This is a genomic window from uncultured Bacteroides sp., from assembly GCF_910586915.1.
Taxonomy (GTDB): Bacteria; Bacteroidota; Bacteroidia; order Bacteroidales; family Bacteroidaceae; genus Bacteroides.
In genome coordinates this window covers 105,921-130,133 of sequence record NZ_CAJULN010000004.1, presented here as the reverse complement: position 1 = coordinate 130,133, position 24,213 = coordinate 105,921, and the positions used below count along the sequence as shown (strand labels likewise).

The window sequence follows — 24,213 nt, the reverse complement described above, 5'->3', positions numbered from 1 at the left end:
AGCATCTGACTGTTAATCAGAGGGTCCTTGGTTCAAGTCCAAGAGGAAGAGCAAAGTTGAGGTCTTGGTTGCAATATTCTTCCTTAGCTCAGTCGGTTAGAGCATCTGACTGTTAATCAGAGGGTCCTTGGTTCAAGTCCAAGAGGAAGAGCAAAAGAGAAGCCACCTAAAAGGGTGGCTTTTTTGTTTGATATATCTCTGCTGCATCGTTGTGGGATGTAGGCTGGCTTGCTTTTCGGTTGGAGGCTACCTGTTATTTAATTCCTTTTCTTCTTATCTTTTCTTTTTCTTCAATTCCGTCTGAACTTGAAGCCCGACAGATATGCTCAAATCATTCGCCCACGAGCGCGATTTCTTTATTTCGGTCACAGGTGGCGTATCCAGTATTGTATAGGTTGCTTTGCACGATTGTATGGGGCAGCGGTAATTTATGTCAACGATGAAACTACATATATTGGAGGTCCGATAGCCTATGGTAGTTCCTGCGTTGAAGAAGATGGGCGATCTGTCTATCTCGGTTTTGTACTCTTTCCCGTTGATTTTTTTTGTTCTTTTTGTATTGTTTGCGCTTGCCGCTCCTATACCTGCTCTTGGCATGAGCTGCCATCTTCCTCTCTCTGTCAGATGGCTGATACCGGCGTTTATAGAAGGTTTTATTTTGCTTATTCCGAGAAAGAGTTCGTCGAAGAAGGCGGTCATGATATTTTCTCCTAAATCGTCGGTCTGTACTCTGAAAAAACTGGCTCCTATATTAATATATGCACACCAGTGGCGTGCAAAAGCAACATTCGTTCGCCAGTCAAATTGTGTGACAACTTGCGGGCGGAAGCCGAACCATTCGGGATAGTCACTTCCTCCGGTATTGAAGTTCGGTCCGATGGAAATTGACATGAGAAGCGGTCGCTGGAAAGAGGTGATTTTGGGTTTTTCTTTGTCGGACAGACAGGAAACGGTTTTTTCTTGTGCATCCGTGGGGAGTGCACCAAGCATTGAAAAAGCTATCACCGCGAGTGTGTATTTTAACATGGCGTTTCTGATAAGAGGTTGAGCATGATTTACTTAATTGCACAAAGAAAGGGAGAATAAATGAGAAAGTTCTTGATTTTGGTCAAGATATGTGCTTAATGTTTGTTAAAAGGAGAACGTGTGGAAGGTGGATAGGTTAGGAAGTTTAATGATTGTCCGCCATCTTCTCCTATCTGTCCAATGATGTGGTTGTATGCTTATAATCAGCTTGTTACAGCGCATATATATGCTGCGTGCAGGAGATATGGATGCTGGACGTTGGAGATATATGCGCTGGAGATAGGACATATATGTGGTGGAAGTAGCGTCTATATACGCTGCAAATCCCTCATTTGGAGGGGGAAAGGAGGATAACCATTAAAATTATCAATGCTTCTTAATTCCCTTTTGAAGCATTGGCAGGGAGGATAAGAAGCATTGAAAAGATGTATAACAAGCATTGGGAATAAGCCGGGGCTTTTTATGTGTGCAGTTCCAGGATGAACCGGCAGCCTTTCGTATAACTTGTGTCCAGCGTCAGGCTTCCGTTCATCTTTGTCGCGATGAGCGAACAGATAGGTAATCCCAGTCCGTCGCCGGTAGTAAGGTCTTTCACACGGGTGAAGGGTTTGAAGAGGTCTTCCTGGCGTTCGGCCGGAATACCGCTTCCCGTATCGGTCACGATAAACTGGTGGGTATGTGCACCACGCTTTTTGAAGTCGAGGATGATGTGCCCCTGTTCCGTATGGATGGCGGCGTTTCTTAATAAATACAGGAGGACGCGTTCCAGTTGCTCCTTGTTGGCTTTCATTTGGATTTTGGGAGCGTTGATGGTAGTGTTCACATCGGGCTTTATAAATGCTTTTGCCTTTTCCATCACACTTTCGCAGAAGGTATTCGCGTTGGTCTCTTGCATTTCATAAGGCTCGGTCAGTGTGTTTTCCAGCGAAGAAAGCTCTTGGATGTCGTCGCTGAACTGTTTCAGTGCCGCCACTTGCGCCTGCATTTGCTTGGCTTCTTGCGGAGCTTTGGCAGAAAGTTCTGCTGCCGACGTGCCTAAAGTATCCAATGTCGGCTCCATTTGTGTGGAGATGTTTTGGATAAACCTTGTTTTCAAGGCATTGTGTTCGTTGGCTATGGCGATGCTCTTCTTAAGTTTGCGGTTGCTGACGATGAATCGCAATAACAAGACGGCAAGCACTACCAATGCGGCAATGAGGATGACCACCAGTGTGCAAAGTCCGATGATGATGTATTGTTTGGCAGATAGCGTGCTGTCTTTCTCCTCTATGGTGAGCAGGCTTTCGTCGTACCGGCGTTTCAAGACGTTGAATTCGTCCTGTGCGGTCAGGGCTTTGACAGAGTCGGTCCAGACGATGTAATTTTTGTACGTACGTTCCATCAGTGACGCGTTGTTGGCTTTGCGTGCGATGTTGATAAGGTTCTTGTAGCAGTCGTCTACTTTGGTATAGTCTTTTTTCTCCTTATGCTGGTTGATAAGTTTGCGGAAGCAGGCATCGCCTTGTGCGTTTTGGTTGAAGGTATAGTAGTAGTTTGCCTTTGCATACAGCAGCACTTCCGTCAGAGAGTCGTTTTGCGCTGCCTTTGCCATCTCCTCCATATTGTCCAGTTGCTTTTTGGCTTGCGCAGGATTTTTCAGTGCGATATACATTTGCAGCCGTTCTTTGTTGATGGGGAAGCGTAGGTCGTAAAATACTTTGTTCTGTTTCTGCTCGCCTGCCCAGATGAGCTGTTCCATATTCCGGCAAAGTTCGAAGCCCTCTTTGTAGAAGTTCTCACGGACATACAAGGCGTTTGCCTGAATACCGCATTCGATGGCTTGCGGATAATTCTCGCGTGTGGCAAAGGCTTCGTAGGCTCTTTTGAAGAGGTAGCGTGCCTTGATATAATCTTTCTGTGCCAAGCTGCTTGCTGCCTGTTCCTTCAGTTCGGTAGCTTTGTTTTGTGACGCCTGTGCATAAGCTGATGTGTAAAAACAAAGTGTAATTAAAAAAGCTATAAGAGACGTTTTCATATGGTTGTTTTTTTGTTTGTTGCAAAAGTAAGACAAATATATGAGAAAAAAGTACGGACGACAAAAAAAGTGTGTGCCGCACACACGGCGGAAGGGACAGTGACAGACTGCTATACGTCCGAAAAGTAAATTTTATTCAAAAGAATAAAAAAGAATGGAATAAACGGGAGGCGCGATAACATCCTATCCATAAAAACACTATATTTATAGCAGCAAGAGAGCACTTTAAGTAATGCTTAATGAGGAAAGGCGAAAAGTAGTGTTATACTATATATTTTTCTATTATTAATTACTTAAACACATTTTTTATGGAAGCCAAGAAATCAAAAAAGGCTGCAATCGAGAACCAACGGAGTTCTTGGTTGTTGATGGGTTTGGTTGTTGCGCTTGCTTTCATGTTCGTATCGTTCGAATGGACACAACATGATGCCAAAGTCGCGGCACTATCATCCGATGATGAATCCATCTTTGTGACAGAGCTTGTTCCTATCACATTTCCTGACGAGAAACTCGAACCGCCGCCACCACCCGAGACCAAAGTGGTGGATGTATTGCAGATAGTAAAAAACGATATAGAGGTGACGGATGCTGTTTCCACAGTAGGGGAGGATATGGATGCTACTCCTGATATTATCTGGATACCGCCGGTTGTGGAAGCCGAACAGGTGGAAGAAGACGTTATCCATGTCAGCGTTGAGATTATGCCGGAGTTTCCCGGAGGTATGGCTGCTTTGATGAAATATTTGAGCGGCAATATCAAATATCCGACGATTTCGCAGGAGATGGGCTCGCAAGGAAAAGTAATCGTACAGTTTGTTGTCGACAAGGACGGAACGATTACCAATCCGGTAGTGGTACGAGGTGTAGACGCCTATTTGGACAAGGAGGCTATCCGTGTGATAAACGCCATGCCGAAATGGGAGCCCGGAGTACAGAATGGCAAAAAAGTTCGGGTGAAATATACTGTACCTGTAACATTCAGGTTGCAGTAGTAGCTTGGAATAAATGACTGATTAAGGGTCGGCTCCGCAAGGAACCGACTCTTTTTTCATGAATCCGGATAAAAAAACATATCTTTGTACTGTTGAATAACAAACGAATGATACTTCTATGAATCTTCTACTCTGTATGAAAAGACCTTTTATCTGGCTTTCCCGTTTCCGTTATCGTTGCGGATACGGCGTGCATTCTCCTTTTGCTTTCAGCCTGATAACGGATGTGATTTATGAAAAGAGGGCTTATTATGCGTATGCTTCTTTGAAAAAGATGCAGAAAAAGCGGGTCGGAGAACACGGATACGGCGAAGGTACGCAAAAAGTAAATCGTTTCTTGTTCCGGCTCGTGAATAGGATGCAGCCCGCCTTTATGCTCGAAGCAGGGTGTCTGTCGGCAACCTCGCTTTATCTTCAAGCGGCAAAACCGTCCGCCGGTTATCTTTTTATTTCCGATTTGTCCGATTTGCATCTGAGTGAGCACGTTCCGATTGATTTTCTGTATCTGAATGACTATCGGCATCCCGAACTGTTGGAAGACATCTTCGGTGCCTGCGTGCGGCGGGTTACTCGGCAAAGCGTGTTTGTGGTGCACGGCATCTGTTATTCAAAAGAGATGAAAGCCTTTTGGAAACGCTTGCAGGAAGATGAACGGGTAGGGATTACTTTCGACTTATACGACCTCGGTTTACTCTTTTTTGATAAAACAAAGATAAAACAGCATTATATCGTCAACTTCTGAGAACCTTTGTGCGTTTACCTTACCTATATAATTGATTAAAAATAAAGAATAGTATGAAAAAGAGCCTTGTATATACAAAAACCGGCGATAAGGGGACTACCAGCCTGGTGGGCGGCAGCCGTGTGCCGAAAACACATATCCGGCTGGAAGCCTATGGTACGGTGGACGAACTGAATGCTCACTTAGGATGGTTGTACACTTACTTATCCGACGAGACAGATTGCGACTTCATCCAAAGCATTCAGCATAAATTGTTTGCCATCGGTTCGCATCTTGCCACCGACCAGGTGAAAACACAACTGAAACCTGCCAGCATTATTACTCCGCAGGATGTGGAGAGTATCGAACAAGAGATTGACCGGTTGGACGATAAACTGCCGGAACTGAACGCATTCATTCTGCCGGGCGGAACCCGGGGCGCATCCGTCTGCCACATTTGCCGTACTGTTTGCCGGAGGGCCGAAAGGCGTATTCTCTCTTTGTCCGAAACTTGTACAATTTCCCCCGAAGTATTGGCTTTTGTAAACAGATTATCAGATTATTTGTTTGTTTTATCCCGAAAAATTAATTTTGATGAACAAAACAGCGAAATATTTTGGGATAATAGTTGGAAATGATGGATTTTGTTATACTTTTGCCAAAAAATAGAAAGTAACTGATTTAGTATTCACTTAAAACACTCAAATAGTATGTATTGGACATTGGAACTTGCATCAAAACTCGAAGATGCTCCCTGGCCGGCAACCAAAGATGAATTGATTGATTATGCCATGCGTTCGGGTGCTCCTCTTGAAGTTATAGAGAATCTCCAGGAGATGGAGGATGAAGGCGAAATATATGAAAGCATTGAAGATATTTGGCCCGATTATCCCAGTAAAGAAGACTTTTTCTTTAACGAAGAAGAATATTGATTGTCTTTTATTGGGTTAAATAATAAAACATCAGCGCGAGAAACAAACTTTCATTGTTTCTCGCGCTGATGTTTTAAAAGCCCATACATAAACCTTGCTTTCCTTCTCCGTTTAGAACACGGGCATCTGCCAGATAAACCCTACCGAGACTCGGTTGGTATTGTAATCATCCTGTCCCGATGCTTTGGTACAGGTAGCGAATTTGTACGAACGTCCTATGTAAGTGAGAAAAAAGTGCAGGTTGCTTTTCATCGGGTAAAACTCGATACCTGCCAAGTAACCCCACGAAGTACGGTAAATCCCTTTTTCTATTCCCTCCGATGCTTTGGTGACAGACGCTGTTTCGTACATTCCTTTTACGAAAGCATTCCATTTCGGCAGAAAGCGGTAGTTGCATTTGGCTATGACGGAAAGATAGCCTGCATCGAATGCGTTGTGCCCGCTCGGGCGGCCGATGATGTTGGTGATGATACCCTTGCGGTCGATATCCTCTTTCGAATACTGGAAATCTACGAAAGCATTCCATTTGCCCATGTTCAGTTCGTTTCCGAAGGCGTAATAATACATGTTGTGTCCTTTGGCTTCGTTCAGAACGGAGGCCGACCAACGCGTCTTGAATACGTTGTTGAAACTGCCGTTCCAGTTCAGTGTATAGACCAAAGGCAGTTTGCCCTCTTGCAGGTCGGGGAGTTTACCTTCGGCGTCTTCCGTGATTCCGTAGGTACTGTTGAACGAGCCGTTGCGGCTGTTCAGTATTTGCAGGTTGAGCTGCTGGGTAGGGGTGATGTTGTAGGTTGCATTCACTCCGGTCATGAAGTTGCTCATATGTTCAATCATATCGCAGTACTGGTAGACATCAATCGGGTTGAGGTCGAACTCAAAACCGCCGTAAGCAGTACTTTGTTTTCCGGCGAAGAGGCTGAAGCGGTCATTTAGTCTGATGCCGATACCTGCGTAGTCGATGGAGGTGGGAAGGTTGTCTATCATGCCGCTTGCATCGTTCGAGCGGTTGAGACGCTGGCGGTAACGGTAAGAGAGCCAGTCGTTGATGTTCCCTTTCGCTTCGATGCGAAGCTGGTGCATATTGAAGTTGCCTTCCTGAAAGCCGTGTTGGAAACGGGCGTCGAATCCGCCATGCATATTCAGGTAAAGGTTGAATTTATCTGTTTTCTTTTTTGTGCCTGTCAGTTCTTCAAACAAGGGAGTATCGGGCGAGAACCGCTCTTTCTTCGCTGTTTTTTGGGCGTGTACTCCCTGTATGCTGCCTGTGAGGAGTAGCATAAGGATTAACTTCTTCATATGTAGGTCTGTTTTTTAGTATTCATTAAAGTACTGTTGTATCTGTTGCCAGTCGGTGGTTTGGGTCAATGCGAGCATTAACAGCACACGTGCCTTTTGCGGATTCAGTTCTTGCGAGGCCACAAACCGGCATTGCGCGTCGTTTACTTCGGCGTCGAGCGTAGTGGGGCCTGTCGGCACACGTGAAGAGCGGACAACGAGTATTCCTTTCTTTCGGGCTTCTATCAGCGAAGGGAAGATGTTCTTGTGGATATTGCCGTTGCCTACTCCTGCATGGATAATTCCTTTGTATCCGTTGTGGAGGAGAGGCGCCATCAGGTCTGCTTCGATGTTGGAGTAACTGTAGATGATGCCGACTTTGGGCAGCGAGGTGAGATGCGTGACATCGAAGATGGACTGTGTGGTGTGTTTCTTCAGCGTCACTTGGTTGTAGAATACCTTCCCGTTGAGGATATATCCCAAAGCGCCGGAGTTGGGAGCTTGAAATGTCTGTACGTCGACGGTGTTCATCTTTACTGTGCTTGCTGCTCCGAGAATAAGCCCGTTCATGGCAACCAGCACCCCTTTGTCTCTCGACTCTGTGGCGGCGGCAGTGACTACGGCGTTATACAGGTTCAGCGGCCCGTCGGCACTCAAGGAGGTGGAAGGGCGCATGGCACCTACCAACACGACCGGTTTGTTGCTTTTCACGGTCAGGTTGAGGAAATAGGCGGTCTCTTCCATCGTGTCCGTTCCGTGCGTAATGACGATGCCGTCGATGTCCGGACGTTTCAGCAACTCGTTGATTTTCTTGGCAAGTGTCAGCCATACTGCATCGTTCATGTCCTGCGAACCTATTCTGACAATCTGCTCGCCTGTCACATTGGCGATGTTTCTGATATCCGGAACAGCATCGAGCAAGGTTCCGATAGCCACTTGTCCGGCGGTATAGCTGGTTCCGGTGGCGGAGCTTCCTGTTCCAGCAATGGTTCCTCCGGTGGCGAGGATATGGATATTCGGTTTTGCGGCAAACGCCATTGTGAAGCTGAGCAGCAGGGCTGCTACGACGGCCAATCTTCTGAACTGTTTCATAATTGGATGAAGTTTAGGTGGTTGATTTTTATGTAGATTAGAATAATTGTATAAAGAGTAGTCCTAAGACGATAGCCACGACGGTGGATATCATTCCCGGCATCATGAACGAATGGTTCAGGACGTATTTGCCGATTCCGGTACTTCCCGTCCGGTCGAAATTGATGGCGGCTACCACGGTGGGGTAGTTCGGAATAAAGAAATAACCGTTGACGGCAGGGAATAGGGCAATCAGCATATAGGGCGAGATACCCAATGCAAGGCCCAACGGCATAAGCGCCCGTACGGTAGCAGCCTGGCTGTACAGCAGGATAGACATTACGAACAGGGCAATTCCGAAGAGCCACGGCATCTGGCGGACGATACCTTCGATGGAGGACGTAAGTTGTGCCATATTACCCTGGAGAAACGTGTCGCCCATCCAGGCAATACCGAAAATGGCGATGACCGCCTGCATTCCGGCAGGAAACACGGAGCCTTGTGTCGCCTTGATTCCATCGGTCCCGGTTGCCAGGAGAATGATGGCGGCAGCCGACAGCATGACAATTTCAATGATTGCCGACATTCCCAAAGCAGTCTCCTCACCGTTGATGACGAAAGACGGGCGCAGCCCCTCGAACGAGCCGAAGAATACGATAAGCGCCGTTGCCAATAGGAAGATAATGACCGAAAGCATTGCCTGCCGTTTGTTCCTTACGTCCTTAATCTCTACCCTTGTGCCGTTGAAAAGTCCCTCTTTGAGCCGCTTCTGATATTCGGGGTCGTCTACGAGTTCTTTGCCTACCTTCATGGAGAAAAAGGCGCCTACCAGAACGCCTATGAGAGTGGCGGGGATGGTAATTTTGAGAATATCGAACAGCGTAATGTCGTATCCCGTCAGCAGTCCGAGCAACGCCACGGTAGCGGCGGAGATGGGACTTGCCGTAATGGCCTGTTGTGAAGCGATGACCGCGATGCCGAGCGGGCGTTCCGGGCGGATTTTGGTTTCGGTGGCAACTTCCGCTATCACCGGCAACACGGAATATGCGACGTGTCCCGTTCCGGCAACGAAGGTGAACAAGTAAGTCACCAACGGGCTCAACAGCGTGACGTGCGAAGGATTCTTGCGTAGCAAGCGTTCTGCCAGCTTTACCATATAATCCAATCCGCCCGCAGCCTGCATACAGGCGGCAGCCGAGATGACGGCGGCAATCATTAGCATGACATCGATAGGCGGAGCGGTGGGTTGCAGCCCGAAGCCGAATGTGAGTATCGCCAACCCGACGCCGCCCATCACGCCGAGACCGATGCCACCCAGGCGTGCGCCGATAATAATGGCAGTCAGGACAAATGCTAATTGTAGTATCATAGGTTACTGTTTTTTTTAGGTTTAAACACAAAGATAGCAGTTTTAGTTCTTTGTGTTTTCTTTTTCTTCCATTAACAACAAAAAAAACTTGCAGGATGGTTTTTGCCTATGATGTTTACCCGCTGTTTTCACCCGCCAAACGGCCGATTTTCAGCACATATATCTCCTGTTTCCACCGCATATATGTCCTATCTCCAGCGCATATATATCCAATGTCCAGCATCTATATCTCCTGCACGCAGCATCTATATGTGCTGTAACTACTTGATTATTAGTGTGTAAAAACCGCATTTGGCAGCTTCCGGAAGATGGCGGACAATCTTTTGCCTGTTTGTAAAAACAATACCCTCGCCGGTTGGTTATATTAAGGACTAACGAAAACAACCGATATGGAACAGAATTTATCAAAAAAAACTCGCACGGAGAGCGACTTGATTGGAAGTCGTGAAGTGCCCGAAACAGCATTGTATGGAGTACAGACACTCCGTGGGATTGAAAACTTTCGAATCAGCAAGTTTCATTTGAATGAGTACCCTTTGTTCATTCAGGCGTTGGCCTTCACGAAAATGGGAGCTGCCATTGCCAACCGCCAATTAGGATTGCTCACCGAAGAACAGGCGGACGCTATCCTGAAAGCCTGTAAGGAAATCCTTGAGGGAAAACACCACGAACAATTTCCCGTCGACATGATTCAGGGAGGAGCCGGAACTACGACCAACATGAACGCCAATGAGGTGATAGCCAACCGCGCATTGGAGCTGTTAGGACATCAGCGCGGCGAATACCGCTATTGTTCGCCCAACGACCATGTGAACCGTTCGCAGTCTACCAACGACGCTTATCCTACCGCCATCCACATAGGCCTATATTACACCCACCTGCAACTGCTCGAACATTTCACCCTGCTGATAGAATCTTTCCGCAGGAAAGGAGAGGAGTTTGCCCATGTGATTAAGATAGGGCGCACCCAGTTGGAAGACGCCGTGCCGATGACCCTCGGGCAGACGTTCCACGCATTTGCGAGCATCTTGGAAGATGAAGTAAAGCATCTCGACTTTGCCGCCCGGGATTTTCTGACGGTCAATATGGGGGCAACTGCCATCGGCACGGGTATCGCCGCCGAGCCCGGATATGCCGAAAAGTGTATCGCCGCCCTGCGTGAAATCACCGGACTGGATATAAAACTGGCCGCCGACCTGATAGGAGCCACTTCGGACACCTCCTGCATGGTAGGCTATTCGGCCGCCATGCGACGGGTGGCTGTCAAGATGAATAAGATATGCAACGACCTGCGGCTGCTGGCCTCCGGGCCTCGTTGCGGATTGGGCGAGATTAACTTGCCGGCCATGCAGCCCGGTTCTTCCATCATGCCTGGAAAGGTAAATCCGGTAATCCCCGAAGTGATGAACCAGATAGCCTATAAGGTAATAGGAAACGACCTCTGTGTCGCCATGAGCGGCGAAGCTGCCCAAATGGAACTCAATGCAATGGAACCGGTGATGGCGCAATGTTGTTTTGAATCTGCCGACCTGTTCATGAATGGTTTTGATACCTTGCGTACGCTGTGCGTGGACGGTATCACGGCCAATGAGGAAAAATGCCGTCGGGATGTGCACAACAGCATCGCAGTGGTGACGGCCTTGAACCCGGTCATCGGATACAAGCACGCTACACAGATTGCCAAAGAGGCACAGGAGACGGGCAAGGGAGTCTACGAACTGGTATTGGAGCATGGTATTCTTTCCAAAGAAGATTTGGATACCATCCTCAAACCGGAGAATATGATAAAGCCGGTGAAACTTGATATTCACCCGAATAATTGACAGATATACGTATTTTTCTCTATCTTTGCCCCGAATTATAAACACGTGAATTTATGAAAAAGATTTTTAGTGCTTTAATGATTGCCGTATGCATCGCTATGGCAATGCCTGCCCAGGCACAGTTGCATTTTGGTGTAAAAGGTGGTTTGAACCTGTCGAAAGCAAGTTTCTCCAATGTGGGCGACAACTTCAGGAAAGACAACTTCACCGGCTTCTTCATCGGGCCGATGGCGGAATTTACCATTCCGGTTATCGGGTTGGGCGTGGATGCTTCTTTACTGTTTGCCCAAAGAGGTGTAACGGTAACTCCGGAAGAAAAAGAGAAGGAATACACCATCAAGCAGAACGGTGTCGACATTCCGGTCAATTTGAAGTACACCTTCGGTTTGGGAAGTTTGCTGGGTGTTTATCTGGCAGCCGGTCCTGATTTTTATTTCGACTTTGAAAAGAAATCGGGAATCGACAAGAAGAAAGCAGAAGTCGGCATTAACCTCGGCGCAGGTGTGAAATTGCTCAACCACTTGCAGGTAGGTGCCAATTATAACATCCCGTTGGGCGATACTGCGGATTTTGAAAGTTTTGCAGGTATTGAAAATATGGCAGGTTCTTATAAAACCAAGACCTGGCAAGTGTCTGTAGCTTACATCTTCTGATAAAACATTTCTTTTAACATTGCAGAACCAGAGGCTTCCGGCTGTCGGAAGCCTCTTTTTTTATATCTTTGCGACGTCAATGAAAAAATATGTAGATGTCATATTGCCGCTTCCCCTTCCGAAGAGTTTTACCTACTCTTTGCCCGACGAGTATGCGGAAGAAGTGAAGACAGGCTGCCGTGTGGTAGTTCCTTTCGGACGGAAGAAGTTCTATACGGCTATCGTCCGCAATGTCCACTATTGCGCTCCGGCAGAATATGAAGTGAAAGAAATATCGGCACTGCTGGATGCTTCTCCTATTTTATTGTCCGAACAATTCAAGTTTTGGAAATGGATAGCCGATTATTATCTCTGCACACAGGGAGACGTATATAAAGCGGCATTGCCCTCGGGGCTGAAACTGGAAAGCGAAACGATGGTGGAATACAACCCCGACTTTGAAGCCGACGCACCTTTGTCCGAACGCGAACAGCGCATTCTGGATTTGCTGGCGGTAGATGCGCAGCAGTGCGTCACTAAGTTGGAGAAGGAGAGCGGCCTTAAAAACATCCTTACGGTCATCAAGTCCCTGCTCGACAAAGAAGCCATTTTCGTGAAAGAAGAATTGAAGCGCACCTACAAGCCCAAGACCGAGGCACGTGTGCGCCTTGCCGGAACTACCGACGAGAAGCGGCTGCATATTCTGTTCGATATCCTCTCGCGTGCCCCGAAGCAGTTGGCGCTCCTTATGAAATATGTAGAATGTTCGGGTCTTTTGGGCAACGGCACTCCCAAAGAAATCTCTAAAAAAGAACTGCTGCAACGGGCAAATGTGGCTCCTGCCGTATTGAACGGACTGGTAGACAAAAAGATTTTCGAGATTTACCATCACGAAATAGGCCGACTGAACAAGCAGGAAAAAGAGGTGGGCGAGCTGAATGCATTGAATGAGTTTCAGCAACGGGCACACGACGAGATTCTACACTCTTTCCGTGAAAAGAATGTCTGCCTCCTGCATGGAGTGACCTCCAGTGGCAAGACCGAGATATACATTCATCTCATAGAAGAGGCCGTCCGCCGGGGAGAACAGGTGTTGTACTTATTGCCGGAAATAGCATTGACCACTCAGATAACAGAACGCCTGCAACGCGTATTCGGTTCGCGGCTCGGCATTTATCACTCCAAGTTCCCTGACGCCGAACGGGTCGAAATATGGCAGAAACAACTCGGGGAGGATGGATACGATATTATTCTCGGAGTTCGCTCGTCTGTATTTCTGCCTTTCCGCAAGTTAGGGCTGGTGATTGTAGACGAGGAACATGAAAATACATACAAGCAGCAAGACCCCGCTCCGCGTTATCATGCGCGCAATGCAGCCATCGTCCTTGCCGCCATGTATGGGGCCAAGACGTTGCTGGGAACGGCAACGCCATCCATCGAAACGTGGCAGAACGCCATGACCGGAAAGTACGGCTTCGTACAACTGAAAGAGCGGTATAAAGAAATTCAGTTGCCGGAAATTATTCCGGTCGATATAAAGGAATTGCACCGCAAGAAGAGGATGGTGGGGCAGTTCTCGCCGCTTCTGATACAATATATGAAGGAAGCCCTGGAGCAGAAGGAGCAGGTGATTCTTTTTCAAAACCGTCGCGGATTTGCTCCGATGGTGGAATGCCGCACTTGCGGTTGGGTGCCGAAGTGCAAGAACTGCGATGTGAGCCTTACCTATCATAAAGGAATCAACCAACTGACTTGCCACTACTGCGGCTATACTTACCAACTGCCCAAAGCCTGCCCCGCCTGCGAAGGGACGGAGTTGGTGAACCGTGGCTTCGGTACGGAAAAAGTGGAAGACGATATAAAAATACTGTTTCCTGAAGCTGCCGTAGCGCGGATGGACTTGGATACTACCCGTACCCGAGCCGCCTACGAAAAGATTATCGAGAACTTTCAGCAGGGAAAAACCGATATACTTATCGGAACGCAAATGGTATCTAAAGGGCTGGACTTCGATCATGTAAGTGTCGTCGGCATACTCAATGCGGATACCATGCTGAACTATCCCGACTTCCGGTCTTACGAGCGTGCCTTCCAACTGATGGCGCAGGTTTCCGGACGTGCCGGACGCAAGAACAAACGCGGACGGGTTGTGTTGCAAACCAAAAGCATCGACCATCCGATTATTCATAAGGTCATAGCCAATGATTACGAAGAGATGGTGGGCGGACAACTGGCAGAACGTCAGATGTTTCATTATCCGCCCTACTATCGTCTGGTATACGTCTATCTCAAAAACCATAACGAAGCGTTGCTCGACCAAATGGCGGTAGCGATGGCTGACAAACTGCGCGCCGTGTTCGGCAATCGGGTGCTGGGACCGGACAAACCGCCGGTTGCCCGTATCCAAACACTGTTTATAAAGAAGATAGTGCTTAAGATTGAACACCATGCACCGATGGCACGGGCGCGCGAATTGCTTCTCCGCATTCAACGCGAGATGATGGAGGACGAACGCTACAAGTCGCTGATTGTCTATTACGATGTAGACCCTATGTGATAAAAATATTCCCCCTTATAATAACCTTTATTAATTTAACTAACAACAATGAAACGACTTACTATTATTTCTTTAGCCAGTCTATTTAGTATGAGTTCGCTGCTTGCCCAGCAAGGAGTGACCCAGTGTGGAATCCCGACAGGACAACCGAAGTTTCCGTTAGGAACTTATCAGGAATTGCCCGATCCTATGGTACCGTCCGATAAGGAATGGGCGGCAGTCACCACGACACAGGTTGCCTGGGGCACCACAGATGTACGCTATGCAAAACATCAGCTTCCCTCGTTGAGAGCTTACACAAACCTCTCCTTAAAAGGTTGGCGTGGCGAACGGGTGAATGCGCAGGCAGTTGTATGGACGGGAACAGAACTGAAAGACCTTAACTTCTGCTTCTCCGATTTTAAGGACAAAAAAGGAAACACACTTCCGAAAGAGTCGCTCACTGCCGCTTTCGTGCGTTATGTGATGACGGACGAACTGAACAAGGACGGAAGAGGAGCGTGCGGTCATCGTCAGTCGGCAGATTATGATTCATTATTGGTGGCAGACCCGTTCGACCCGGAACTGAAATCAATGGCTTTGCCCGCCCGTACCGTTCAGCCCGTTTGGGTGCAGTGCTGGATTCCGCAAGCTGCCGTTCCCGGAGCATACAAAGGAGAGCTGCTGATTAATGACGGTTCACGCCTGTTGCAACGCCTGAACCTCGAAATCAATGTCTCTTCCCGCGAACTCCCTCAGCCGTCGGAATGGGCTTACCACCTCGATTTGTGGCAGAGTCCGTATGCCGTAGCCCGTTATCATCAAGTTCCTTTGTGGAGTCAGGAGCATTTTGAGGCGATGCGTCCGTTGATGAAGATGTTGGCAAATGCCGGACAGAAAATTATCACAGCCACGCTGATGCATAAACCCTGGAACGGTCAGACGGAAGATTACTTCGACACGATGGTCACTTGGATGAAACGTGCCGACGGTACATGGGCTTTTGATTATACCATTTTCGACCGTTGGGTGGAATTTATGATGAGCGTTGGTATCGACAAGCAGATTAACTGTTACTCAATGGTTCCCTGGAAACTCTCTTTCCAATATTACGACCAGGCAACCAACTCTTTGAAGTTTGTGAAAACCGCACCGGGCGAACAAGCCTACGAAGAGATGTGGGTGGCAATGCTTACTTCTTTCGCCAAACACCTGAAAGAAAAGGGCTGGTTTGACATCTGTACCATCGCTATGGACGAACGTCCGATGGAGGTGATGCAGAAAACGCTTAAGGTGATTCGTAAGGCTGACCCGAATTTCAAAGTCTCTTTGGCTGGAAATTATCATGCGGAGATAGAGCCGGACTTATATGACTATTGCATTGCCATCGGTCAGGAATTCCCCGAGGATGTACGTATCCGCCGTGCAGCCGAGAATAAGCGTACTACTTATTATACTTGTTGCACCGAAGCGCACCCCAATACATTTACTTTCTCCGAACCTGCCGAGGCTGTTTGGATAAGTTTCTATTCGGCCAAGAAACAGTTGGACGGTTATCTGCGTTGGGCTTATAACAGTTGGCCGGTAGAACCATTGCTCGATTCACGTTTCCGCACTTGGGCGGCAGGAGATACCTATATGGTATATCCTGGAGCACGCAGTTGCATCCGCTTTGAACGCTTGATAGAAGGAATACAGGCACACGAGAAAATAACGATTCTTCGTCGCGAGTTTGAGCAAAAGGGCAATAAAGCCGGATTGAAGAAAATAGAAAAAATGCTGGCTCCGTTCCGTTTGGGCGATATGCCGGAGATTCCGGCGGCAGCGACCGTGAACAAGGCTAATCAACTGTTGAATTCATTCTAATTCACCACAGAGAGTACAGAGTCTCACAGAGTTTTTTTCTTTTTTTATGAATCTGTTCATTTATGAGCGGTGGTAACTGCGGCTGTTACTCATAAGAAGAAAACTCCGTGAGACTCTGTGTCCTCTGTGGTGCAACCCCGCACACATAAAGTCATGAAAAAGATACTCTTCGTATGTTTAGGAAATATCTGCCGCAGTTCCACGGCAGAAGGTGTAATGCTCCATCTGATAAAAGAAGCCGGATTGGAAAAGGAATTTTTGATAGACTCTGCCGGAATCCTTTCTTATCATCAGGGCGAGTTGCCTGACAGCCGGATGCGTGCCCATGCAGCCCGGCGCGGCTATCAACTGGTACACCGTTCGCGCCCCGTCTGCACGGACGATTTTTACAATTTCGATTTAATCATCGGTATGGACGACCGTAACATAGATGATTTGAAAGATAAAGCCCCTTCTACCCAAGAATGGAAAAAGATTCACCGCATGACGGAATATTGCACCCGCATCCCTGCCGACCACGTGCCCGACCCCTATTACGGTGGGGCGGAAGGCTTTGAATACGTGCTTGATATTCTTGAAGACGCCTGTGCCGGTCTGCTTACTTCTTTAACTCAGGATAGCTGATTCGGGTGTGATAAGCTATTTTCAGTTTTTCTTTGAATACGGCTTTCACTGTCGCAATGTCTTTGAACGTGATGGGACACTCCTTGAAATAACCTTCGGCAACCTGTGAATCGATAATCTTGTCGACCAGGTTGCTGATACTTTCTTCCGTATATTCCGGCAGGCTTCGCGATGCTGCCTCCACTGCATCCGCCATCATCAGAATCGCTTGTTCTTTGCTGAATGGATTTGGACCGGGATAGGTGAACAGTTCTTCGTTCGGCTCTTTGTCCGGATGCTCATTCTTCCATGAAATATAGAAATACTTGGTTTTTCCCCGTCCGTGGTGGGTACTGATAAAGTCTTTCACCGCTTTGGGCAGGTTGTGTCTGTCGGCAAGTTTCAGTCCGTCGATGACGTGGTTGATGACAACTTGCGCACTCTGTTCGTATCCCAGGTTCTTGTGCGGGTTGACGCCGCCCGACTGGTTTTCTGTAAAGAACGCCGGATTTTCCATTTTCCCTATGTCGTGATACAAAGCTCCCGTACGCACCAACTGGCTTTTCGCACCGACGCGGATGGCGGCTTCGGCGGCAAGGTTAGCAACCTGCATGGAGTGCTGGAATGTGCCTGGCACTGTTTCGGACATTTGTCTCAACAGGTCGTTGTTGATATTGGATAGCTCCACTAACGTCACGTTGGAAGTAAACCCGAACATTTTTTCGAGCAGGAACAACAACGGATAAGCAAACAGCAATAAGATTCCGTTGATGACGAAGTAGGTGTACATCCGTATGTTCAGTTTGGAGAAGTCGTTTGAAAGTCCGCTTTCCGTCATCAGCTCGAAGGCGAAATAAACGGCAGCATACGTCAGTATCACCAACAAGGCGGTGCGGAAAAGCTGCGATCTTTGCGAGAGCTCTTTCAAACTGAATATCGCAATCATTCCTGCTGCTAACTGGGTGAGAATGAACTCATGCGGGAAACGCAGTGAAACGGAACAAATCAATATGGTGACAACGTGCGTCAGGAACGCTGTTCTCGAATCGAGGAATACGCGGATGATGATGGGTAACATGGCATAGGGGATGATGTACACATTGAACAAGTTGTGCGACACCATAAAGGCCGTGACGATGTTGTAGAACACAATCAATGTGAATAGCAGCGACAGGCTGCCTTTCCGTTCGTAATAATCTTGTCTGAACAGGTCGAGATAAAGCATGAAGCAGAGTATCAGCATACCTGTAAACAGGATTTGCCCGCCCAGTATCAGGCGGCTTTGTTCCATCGATTCATTGCGCTTGATGGATTCTTTGCGTAGCGACTCCAATATATTATAGGTATCGGGGCTGATGATTTCGCCCCGGTCGATAATTTTCTGTCCGCTTACTACCATTCCGTTTGCCCACGAATAACTGTTCAGCAGTTCTTCTTTGGCAGTCTGGGTTCTCTTTGCATCGAAGATAAGGTTGGGAGTGATGTAGTCGTTCAGCGAGCAATGCCTGAGAATCTCCCGGTTGAAGTGGGTGGAGTCGGCCGAAAACAGGTGCTCGTAGGCCTTTTTTACGGTATAAATATCATTTGTGGGACGTGAGTTGGCGAGGATAGCATCAATAACCATGATGGACGCAGTACTGTCTTTGTGCAGTTGGTGTATATTCTCCGTAGAAATGATTCCCGCCTCATAGATTTCTCTCAGTGTGCGTTCGATGTAGCGCAGGTAGTCTGCGGAAGGGAGCAGGCCTTTCAGGTGCGTTTGGTAATTCTCCTTCAGTTTGGCTATCGCTTCCTTTCCCACAGTTTTGTCGAGTTCGTAATAAGGCTGGAAAAGCGCCATCAGGCTGTCTTGTTCCTTCTTCACTACTGCGTCGCTCTTATAGATGGGGAAGTCGAAAGTGGCTATCAGTTGTCCGTATTTCCACGGCTTGTTTATGTCAAATTGATAGTTGAACTTGCCGTCGCGCGGTAGAAAATAGACGATGAAGGCCACCGTACTTATGAGCAACAGTGATTTATATAGCAAATCTCTCCATGAAAAACTCTTTTTCTTCTTCAAATGTTCCATATCCATTGAAATTTTTGCGAAAAGTACAAAAAAAAACAATAGTGTGGAAAAAAAGGTTTAATTTTGCCATGAATTTACCTATATTACTAACCCAATATTATGGCAGAAAGAAAAGTAAGAGTTCGTTTTGCTCCAAGTCCTACCGGGGCATTGCACATTGGTGGTGTGCGTACAGCTTTGTATAATTATCTATTTGCGCGCCAGCACGGCGGAGACCTTATATTCCGTATTGAAGATACTGATTCTCACCGGTTCGTTCCGGGAGCGGAAGAGTATATACTCGAATCTTTCAAGTGGTTGGGTATCCATTTTGATGAAGGTGTGAGTTTCGGTGGCGAACATGGTCCGTACCGTCAGTCCGAACGCCGTGAAATCTACAAGAAATACGTGCAGGTTTTGCTGGAAAATGGAAAGGCATACATCGCTTTTGATACTCCGGAGGAACTGGATGCTAAACGCGCGGAAATTGCTAACTTCCAATATGACGCATCTACACGTGGAATGATGCGCAATTCACTGACTATGCCGAAAGAAGAAGTGGACGCACTGATTGCTGAAGGCAAACAATATGTAGTCCGTTTCAAAATAGAACCGAATGAGGATGTACACGTGAACGACTTGATTCGCGGCGAAGTAATTATCAATTCATCCATCCTCGACGACAAAGTACTCTACAAATCGGCAGACGAACTGCCCACTTACCACCTGGCAAATATCGTAGACGACCATTTGATGGAAGTGTCTCACGTGATTCGCGGTGAAGAGTGGTTGCCTTCCGCTCCCTTGCACGTGCTGTTGTATCGCGCTTTCGGCTGGGAAGACACTATGCCCGAATTTGCCCATCTGCCTTTGTTGCTCAAACCGGAAGGCAATGGAAAACTGAGCAAGCGCGACGGCGACCGTTTGGGATTCCCTGTATTCCCGTTGGAATGGCACGACCCGAAATCGGGCGACGTCTCCTCGGGCTACCGCGAATCGGGTTACCTGCCCGAAGCCGTTATCAATTTCCTCGCTTTGCTAGGATGGAATCCGGGCAACGACCAGGAAGTGATGTCGATGGACGAATTGGTGAAACTGTTCGACCTGAATCATTGTAGCAAGTCGGGTGCTAAATTCGACTATAAGAAAGGAACATGGTTCAACCACGAATATATCATGATGAAGCCCGATGCCGAACTTGCCCAACTGTTCAAGCCGGTATTGGCAGCAAATGGAGTGGACGCGGCGGCTTATAGCGATGATTATTTGGCTAAAGTCGTATCATTAGTGAAAGGCCGTGTCAACTTTGTGAAAGAATTGTGGGACCAAAGCCGCTTCTTCTTTGCAGCTCCTACGCAGTATGCCGAAAAGGATGTGAAAAAGCGTTGGTCGGAAGATACTCCCCGCATCATGGGCGAACTGATAACCGTGCTGGAAGGTATAGCGGACTTCTCGTCCAAACCTTCGGAAGACATCGTTATCGGCTGGATTACGGAAAAGGGTTATCATATGGGTAATGTAATGAATGCTTTCCGCCTGGCAGTGGTAGGAGAGTGCAAGGGACCTCATATGTTCGACATAACCGAACTGCTGGGTAAGGACGAAACCATCAGCCGCATCCGCAGTGCAGTGGAAAAACTGGGATAATCTCCCGGCTTTTCTTCTGTGTGTTAGTATTTTAATCATATATTTGTTTGTTATGCTTTACAATCTGGCGATTATCCTCTACGATTTCGCAGTGCATTTGGCTGCTCCTTTCAGTCACAAACCCCGCAAGATGATGAAAGGGCATTGGGTAGTGTATGAATTGTTGCGTCAGCAGGTAGAGAAGGGAGAGAGGTACATTTGGTTTCATGCAGCCTCGTTGGGCGAATTTGAGCAGGGACGTCCGTTGATAGAAAAAATCCGTTCCACCTATCCCGGCTATAAGATACTGCTGACTTTCTTTTCACCTTCCGGTTACGAAGTGCGCAAGCATTACCGGGGAGCCGATATCGTCTGCTACCTTCCGTTCGACAAACCTCGTAATGTGAAGAAGTTTTTGGATATCACCACTCCTTGTATGGCGTTCTTCATCAAATACGAATTTTGGAAGAACTATTTGGACGAGTTGCATAAACGCCGCATTCCGGTCTATAGCGTCTCTTCCATTTTCCGTCGCGACCAGGTTTTCTTCAAGTGGTACGGCGGCACGTATCGTCACGTGCTGAGAAACTTCGATTATCTGTTTGTGCAGAACGAAGCTTCCAAGCGTTATTTGTCGAAGATTGGCATCAACCGTGTGACGGTGGTCGGCGATACGCGTTTCGACCGTGTGTTGCAGATTCGCGAAGAGGCGAAAGAACTTCCGTTGGTAGCGAAGTTTAAGGGCGACAACCGTTTCACATTTGTGGCAGGCAGTTCGTGGGGACCCGATGAAGACTTGTTCATTGAATACTTCAACAATCATCCGGAGATGAAATTGATAATCGCTCCTCATGTGATAGACGAAAACCACCTGGTGGAGATTATCGGAAAGTTGAAGCGTCCTTACGTGCGCTACACCCGTGCCGACGAAAAGAACGTGTTGAAAGCCGATTGCTTGATTATCGACTGTTTCGGGTTGCTCTCTTCCATTTACCGATATGGCGAGATAGCTTATATCGGCGGTGGCTTTGGAGTGGGTATCCACAATACATTAGAAGCTGCTGTATATGGCATTCCTGTCATATTTGGACCTAAGTATCAAAAATTTATGGAAGCCATACAATTGCTCGAAACGAAAGGTGCCTATTCCATCAAGGACTACACCGAATTGGATACATTGCTGAACCGATTCCATACCGATGTCGCTTTCCTGAACGAAACAGGAGAGAAAGCCGGCAATTATGTAACCGATAATGCTGGAGCAACAGAGAAGATTATGCACATGATTAACTTCTAATTTCCTTTTATTGATTTAAGGTTTAGGCTCAAGTTAAAAAGAATGGCTGAAAGTGTTTGTAAAAGAACGCTTTCAGCCATTCTTTTTATGCTTCGTGCTGAAACCATCCGGTTTCTTTATGTGAAATGTTAAAAGTGTATAATAACACTGTGTTTGATGTGGGGTTAGAACCTTCTTATGCATATTTATATACAAAGCCCTTATAATACAATGAAATATGATAAATTGGGACATAGGAGTTTTCGCAGAGTAAGGGTAAGATTCTGAATGTTTTTAATGTCACATTAAATATAATAGTATGAGAACATTTTTAGTATTGTCAACAGTTTTTTTACTGATAGTTTCCTGTCAGTCGAGTAAAAATTACCGTGTTCATGAAGATGAGATGCTTTATGTGAAAGCCAAATCCCTCACCGAGTAGTCATAATTTCGTATTTGTTGACCGCTTTGGTCAGCAACGCATTCCCGACCCTGATGTATCTGGTCGGAAAGATGAGTTTATGGAAGCACATGAATTCAGTTGCGGGCTTGCTTTAGTGAGAGGATATGATAAAAAATGGCGTTATATCAATCGTAAAGGGGAAGTGGTGATTGAAGCTCCTTATGATAAATGCTGGAGTTTTGGCGAATTTTACGAAAGTGCTTTGGGATTTAAGGGATTGGCTCGTGTGAATAATGGTATCGAAAAGTTTGGTGGAATGGGTTGGAATGAAGGCGGAAAGTATGGGCTGATAAATACAAGGGGCAAGGTTGTTCTTCCTGTGGAATATGAAGAGATAATTAACTTTGATGAACAAGACCGCAGTCGTTGGATGATAAAGAAAGATGGTATGTGGGGATTGATTAAACTGTTAGTTTCTCCTCAATATGATAAATTGGATTATTATAGGGGCTATGCTTGCGTAGAAAAACAGCACCGGATGGGTATGATTGATAAAAACGGAAAGGTTGTCATCCCTTTGGAGTATGATTCAATAACCCGTGTATCCGATAATATTATCCGTGCATATAAGCAAGGAGTTCCTATATTGATGGATAGGAGAGGGAAAGTTGTCGCTCAATAGTTATGAAGGAACTGATGGTATGATTATTAATATTTATGGGTAATTGTTATGCTAAGAACACGTTTGTTTTTATTATCGCTATTTTCATTTACAATATTGGTTGCTCAAAGTCGTGTTGATACATTGGGCTTAAATGCTTCATATCGAAAACTGGTAGAAGAACCGATGTCGGTAGAGGTTCAAAAAAAGTTTTTTACGGCTTTCCCCGATACTTGGAAATCTTTTTTGCAGACCTATGATTTTTGTCCGCAGGAAGATTTGACAATGTATAAATCGGCGCATGACCATATTGTGAACGGATTGGGACGATTGGTTACTCTTTTGCCGGATTCCATCTATTGTGATAAACTGATAAGACTTTGTATTGGTGGCAGATGGGAAGCCGATGCACCGAATTACTTACAGATGGTTGTCAGGCAGGTAATGCACAAAAAGCCGGAAGTGATGTTTCAACGCTTGTCGATGATATGGCAGGGGGATGTCTTTTCTTTCTGGTATTTTTTCTTTCACAGTCTGCATTCAACCATAGAGGAGACAAATTTGTATGCTGAATTGTGCGAAAAGATGGGAAAGAAATATCCGATGATTGTGAAAGATATGGAAATTGCTTTTTCGGTATCTTCCGGAAAGGCTTTCAGTCCTTTGCCTTAAATTATTATGTATGCGATTTTAATAAATAACTCTTTAATTTAAGTATTATGAAAAAGTTTGTATCAGGTGTTTTGTTCTTAATTTACTCTTCCATCGTTTTTGCACAAGAGTATGTACCTGCTGCCATTGAGAAGAATAATCAGGCAGTGAAGTTAATGTTCCGTCCGGATTCATTGGAACAAGCGGTTTTGTTGTTGGATGAAGCGATTGCTATCGACAGTTCTTATGTCTTGGCATATATGCACAAAGCACAATGTTTAGACAGGTTGAAACGATTTCCGGAAGCATTGCAAACCTGTCTGTCTGCTGAGAAATATGCATTGGAAAATTCATATTATTATACGCTGAAAGGCGTTTATCTGGAGAAGAATGACGATGTGGAAGCTGCACACATTGCTTATCAGAAATCGTTCATGCTTTTTGGCGAAGAGTTGAAAAAGACTCCCCATCCGAATGTGTGCATTAACTACCTCATGGTGAAGTACCTTTGCGATGGTAAAGAAATGTCTGAGCAGGAAATGGAAGAACTGATACCTGCCTCATTTACTGCCGACGAAAGGAAGGACGTTTTGGAATTTGTCAGGACGGTAGGATTTAAGCAGATGCGGCAAGGGCTGTTAGGGACTTCGGTTGTCACTCGGGATAAGTAAATACTAATAGGTGTG

The 24,213-nt window shown here is 46.6% G+C and carries 20 protein-coding genes and 1 tRNA gene; 15 read left to right on the top strand and 6 right to left on the bottom strand.

Annotation, left to right across the window (positions count from 1 at the left end):
• Positions 1 to 77 precede the first annotated feature (77 nt).
• Positions 78 to 151, top strand: a tRNA-Asn gene (locus QZ331_RS03150).
• Between the two features lie 122 nt (positions 152 to 273).
• Here QZ331_RS03150 and QZ331_RS03145 read toward each other — a convergent pair.
• Complete coding sequence (locus QZ331_RS03145; protein ID WP_294627954.1) at positions 274 to 1,026, bottom strand: hypothetical protein; 753 nt, start codon at positions 1,024 to 1,026, stop codon at positions 274 to 276.
• Positions 1,027 to 1,486: 460 nt separating this feature from the next.
• Positions 1,487 to 3,040, bottom strand: coding sequence for a HAMP domain-containing sensor histidine kinase (locus QZ331_RS03140; protein ID WP_294627952.1), 1,554 nt, complete (start codon positions 3,038 to 3,040; stop codon positions 1,487 to 1,489).
• Between the two features lie 308 nt (positions 3,041 to 3,348).
• Here QZ331_RS03140 and QZ331_RS03135 point away from each other — a divergent pair, with 308 nt between their 5' ends.
• The 4 genes from QZ331_RS03135 (at position 3,349) to QZ331_RS03120 (ending at position 5,685) form a co-directional block, all read left to right on the top strand.
• A complete protein-coding gene (locus QZ331_RS03135) occupies positions 3,349 to 4,032 on the top strand; it encodes an energy transducer TonB (RefSeq protein ID WP_294627950.1) in 684 nt (227 codons plus the stop codon).
• A 118-nt stretch (positions 4,033 to 4,150) separates the two neighbouring features.
• Positions 4,151 to 4,774: a hypothetical protein gene (locus tag QZ331_RS03130; protein ID WP_294627948.1), complete on the top strand. Its 624-nt coding sequence runs from the start codon at positions 4,151 to 4,153 to the stop codon at positions 4,772 to 4,774.
• 53 nt (positions 4,775 to 4,827) lie between these two features.
• Entirely contained in the window at positions 4,828 to 5,391 is a 564-nt protein-coding gene (locus QZ331_RS03125) for a cob(I)yrinic acid a,c-diamide adenosyltransferase (protein WP_294627947.1), read from the top strand.
• Between the two features lie 72 nt (positions 5,392 to 5,463).
• On the top strand, positions 5,464 to 5,685 hold the full coding sequence (locus QZ331_RS03120; protein ID WP_002558131.1) for a DUF2795 domain-containing protein: 222 nt from the start codon (positions 5,464 to 5,466) through the stop codon (positions 5,683 to 5,685).
• A gap of 111 nt (positions 5,686 to 5,796) precedes the next feature.
• Here QZ331_RS03120 and QZ331_RS03115 read toward each other — a convergent pair whose 3' ends face one another.
• Genes QZ331_RS03115 through QZ331_RS03105 form a run of 3 tightly spaced genes read right to left on the bottom strand, consistent with a single transcriptional unit; the run spans position 5,797 to position 9,403 of the window.
• Positions 5,797 to 6,984 carry a porin gene (locus QZ331_RS03115; protein WP_294627945.1) on the bottom strand — a complete coding sequence of 396 codons (1,188 nt, stop codon included), beginning with the start codon at positions 6,982 to 6,984 and terminating at the stop codon, positions 5,797 to 5,799.
• Between the two features lie 15 nt (positions 6,985 to 6,999).
• Positions 7,000 to 8,055: an L-asparaginase 2 gene (ansB, locus tag QZ331_RS03110; RefSeq protein WP_294627943.1), complete on the bottom strand. Its 1,056-nt coding sequence runs from the start codon at positions 8,053 to 8,055 to the stop codon at positions 7,000 to 7,002.
• Between the two features lie 37 nt (positions 8,056 to 8,092).
• Positions 8,093 to 9,403 carry an anaerobic C4-dicarboxylate transporter gene (locus QZ331_RS03105; protein ID WP_294627942.1) on the bottom strand — a complete coding sequence of 437 codons (1,311 nt, stop codon included), beginning with the start codon at positions 9,401 to 9,403 and terminating at the stop codon, positions 8,093 to 8,095.
• Between the two features lie 389 nt (positions 9,404 to 9,792).
• On the opposite strand from QZ331_RS03105, the gene QZ331_RS03100 reads away from it, so the two are divergent.
• The 5 genes from QZ331_RS03100 to QZ331_RS03080 all read left to right on the top strand — a co-directional run bounded on the left by QZ331_RS03100 (position 9,793) and on the right by QZ331_RS03080 (position 16,884).
• A complete protein-coding gene (locus tag QZ331_RS03100) occupies positions 9,793 to 11,226 on the top strand; it encodes an aspartate ammonia-lyase (protein ID WP_294627940.1) in 1,434 nt (477 codons plus the stop codon).
• Between the two features lie 53 nt (positions 11,227 to 11,279).
• The gene (locus tag QZ331_RS03095; RefSeq protein WP_294627938.1) at positions 11,280 to 11,879 is read left to right on the top strand and encodes a porin family protein; all 600 of its coding nucleotides are present in this window, start codon (positions 11,280 to 11,282) and stop codon (positions 11,877 to 11,879) included.
• Between the two features lie 79 nt (positions 11,880 to 11,958).
• Complete coding sequence (gene priA, locus QZ331_RS03090) at positions 11,959 to 14,415, top strand: primosomal protein N' (RefSeq protein WP_294627936.1); 2,457 nt, start codon at positions 11,959 to 11,961, stop codon at positions 14,413 to 14,415.
• Between the two features lie 48 nt (positions 14,416 to 14,463).
• On the top strand, positions 14,464 to 16,260 hold the full coding sequence (locus tag QZ331_RS03085) for a glycoside hydrolase domain-containing protein (RefSeq protein WP_294627934.1): 1,797 nt from the start codon (positions 14,464 to 14,466) through the stop codon (positions 16,258 to 16,260).
• Positions 16,261 to 16,413: 153 nt separating this feature from the next.
• Positions 16,414 to 16,884 carry a low molecular weight protein-tyrosine-phosphatase gene (locus QZ331_RS03080; protein WP_294627932.1) on the top strand — a complete coding sequence of 157 codons (471 nt, stop codon included), beginning with the start codon at positions 16,414 to 16,416 and terminating at the stop codon, positions 16,882 to 16,884.
• On the opposite strand, the gene QZ331_RS03075 is transcribed toward QZ331_RS03080, so the two are convergent.
• Entirely contained in the window at positions 16,859 to 18,931 is a 2,073-nt protein-coding gene (locus QZ331_RS03075) for an HDIG domain-containing metalloprotein (RefSeq protein WP_294627930.1), read from the bottom strand. The two genes, QZ331_RS03080 and QZ331_RS03075, sit on opposite strands and share 26 nt — an antisense overlap.
• 99 nt (positions 18,932 to 19,030) lie before the next feature.
• Between QZ331_RS03075 and gltX the strand changes: the two genes are divergently transcribed.
• The 5 genes from gltX (at position 19,031) to QZ331_RS03050 (ending at position 24,198) form a co-directional block, all read left to right on the top strand.
• Entirely contained in the window at positions 19,031 to 20,557 is a 1,527-nt protein-coding gene (gene gltX, locus QZ331_RS03070; protein WP_294627928.1) for a glutamate--tRNA ligase, read from the top strand.
• A gap of 52 nt (positions 20,558 to 20,609) precedes the next feature.
• Positions 20,610 to 21,833, top strand: a complete 1,224-nt coding sequence (locus QZ331_RS03065; RefSeq protein ID WP_294627927.1) for a glycosyltransferase N-terminal domain-containing protein — start codon at positions 20,610 to 20,612, stop codon at positions 21,831 to 21,833.
• A gap of 500 nt (positions 21,834 to 22,333) precedes the next feature.
• A complete protein-coding gene (locus QZ331_RS03060) occupies positions 22,334 to 22,897 on the top strand; it encodes a WG repeat-containing protein (RefSeq protein ID WP_294627925.1) in 564 nt (187 codons plus the stop codon).
• A 264-nt stretch (positions 22,898 to 23,161) separates the two neighbouring features.
• Entirely contained in the window at positions 23,162 to 23,548 is a 387-nt protein-coding gene (locus QZ331_RS03055) for a hypothetical protein (protein ID WP_294627923.1), read from the top strand.
• A gap of 47 nt (positions 23,549 to 23,595) precedes the next feature.
• Positions 23,596 to 24,198, top strand: coding sequence for a tetratricopeptide repeat protein (locus QZ331_RS03050; RefSeq protein WP_294627921.1), 603 nt, complete (start codon positions 23,596 to 23,598; stop codon positions 24,196 to 24,198).
• Positions 24,199 to 24,213 lie beyond the last annotated feature (15 nt).

What these genes read in the sequence shown, in the direction of transcription:
- QZ331_RS03145 (WP_294627954.1), bottom strand. Translation starts at nt 1,026, where the DNA reads ATGTTAAAATACACACTCGCGGTGATAGCTTTTTCAATGCTTGGTGCA.
- QZ331_RS03140 (WP_294627952.1), bottom strand. Translation starts at nt 3,040, where the DNA reads ATGAAAACGTCTCTTATAGCTTTTTTAATTACACTTTGTTTTTACACA.
- QZ331_RS03135 (WP_294627950.1), top strand. Translation starts at nt 3,349, where the DNA reads ATGGAAGCCAAGAAATCAAAAAAGGCTGCAATCGAGAACCAACGGAGT.
- QZ331_RS03130 (WP_294627948.1), top strand. Translation starts at nt 4,151, where the DNA reads ATGAATCTTCTACTCTGTATGAAAAGACCTTTTATCTGGCTTTCCCGT.
- QZ331_RS03125 (WP_294627947.1), top strand. Translation starts at nt 4,828, where the DNA reads ATGAAAAAGAGCCTTGTATATACAAAAACCGGCGATAAGGGGACTACC.
- QZ331_RS03120 (WP_002558131.1), top strand. Translation starts at nt 5,464, where the DNA reads ATGTATTGGACATTGGAACTTGCATCAAAACTCGAAGATGCTCCCTGG.
- QZ331_RS03115 (WP_294627945.1), bottom strand. Translation starts at nt 6,984, where the DNA reads ATGAAGAAGTTAATCCTTATGCTACTCCTCACAGGCAGCATACAGGGA.
- ansB (WP_294627943.1), bottom strand. Translation starts at nt 8,055, where the DNA reads ATGAAACAGTTCAGAAGATTGGCCGTCGTAGCAGCCCTGCTGCTCAGC.
- QZ331_RS03105 (WP_294627942.1), bottom strand. Translation starts at nt 9,403, where the DNA reads ATGATACTACAATTAGCATTTGTCCTGACTGCCATTATTATCGGCGCA.
- QZ331_RS03100 (WP_294627940.1), top strand. Translation starts at nt 9,793, where the DNA reads ATGGAACAGAATTTATCAAAAAAAACTCGCACGGAGAGCGACTTGATT.
- QZ331_RS03095 (WP_294627938.1), top strand. Translation starts at nt 11,280, where the DNA reads ATGAAAAAGATTTTTAGTGCTTTAATGATTGCCGTATGCATCGCTATG.
- priA (WP_294627936.1), top strand. Translation starts at nt 11,959, where the DNA reads ATGAAAAAATATGTAGATGTCATATTGCCGCTTCCCCTTCCGAAGAGT.
- QZ331_RS03085 (WP_294627934.1), top strand. Translation starts at nt 14,464, where the DNA reads ATGAAACGACTTACTATTATTTCTTTAGCCAGTCTATTTAGTATGAGT.
- QZ331_RS03080 (WP_294627932.1), top strand. Translation starts at nt 16,414, where the DNA reads ATGAAAAAGATACTCTTCGTATGTTTAGGAAATATCTGCCGCAGTTCC.
- QZ331_RS03075 (WP_294627930.1), bottom strand. Translation starts at nt 18,931, where the DNA reads ATGGAACATTTGAAGAAGAAAAAGAGTTTTTCATGGAGAGATTTGCTA.
- gltX (WP_294627928.1), top strand. Translation starts at nt 19,031, where the DNA reads ATGGCAGAAAGAAAAGTAAGAGTTCGTTTTGCTCCAAGTCCTACCGGG.
- QZ331_RS03065 (WP_294627927.1), top strand. Translation starts at nt 20,610, where the DNA reads ATGCTTTACAATCTGGCGATTATCCTCTACGATTTCGCAGTGCATTTG.
- QZ331_RS03060 (WP_294627925.1), top strand. Translation starts at nt 22,334, where the DNA reads ATGGAAGCACATGAATTCAGTTGCGGGCTTGCTTTAGTGAGAGGATAT.
- QZ331_RS03055 (WP_294627923.1), top strand. Translation starts at nt 23,162, where the DNA reads ATGTATAAATCGGCGCATGACCATATTGTGAACGGATTGGGACGATTG.
- QZ331_RS03050 (WP_294627921.1), top strand. Translation starts at nt 23,596, where the DNA reads ATGAAAAAGTTTGTATCAGGTGTTTTGTTCTTAATTTACTCTTCCATC.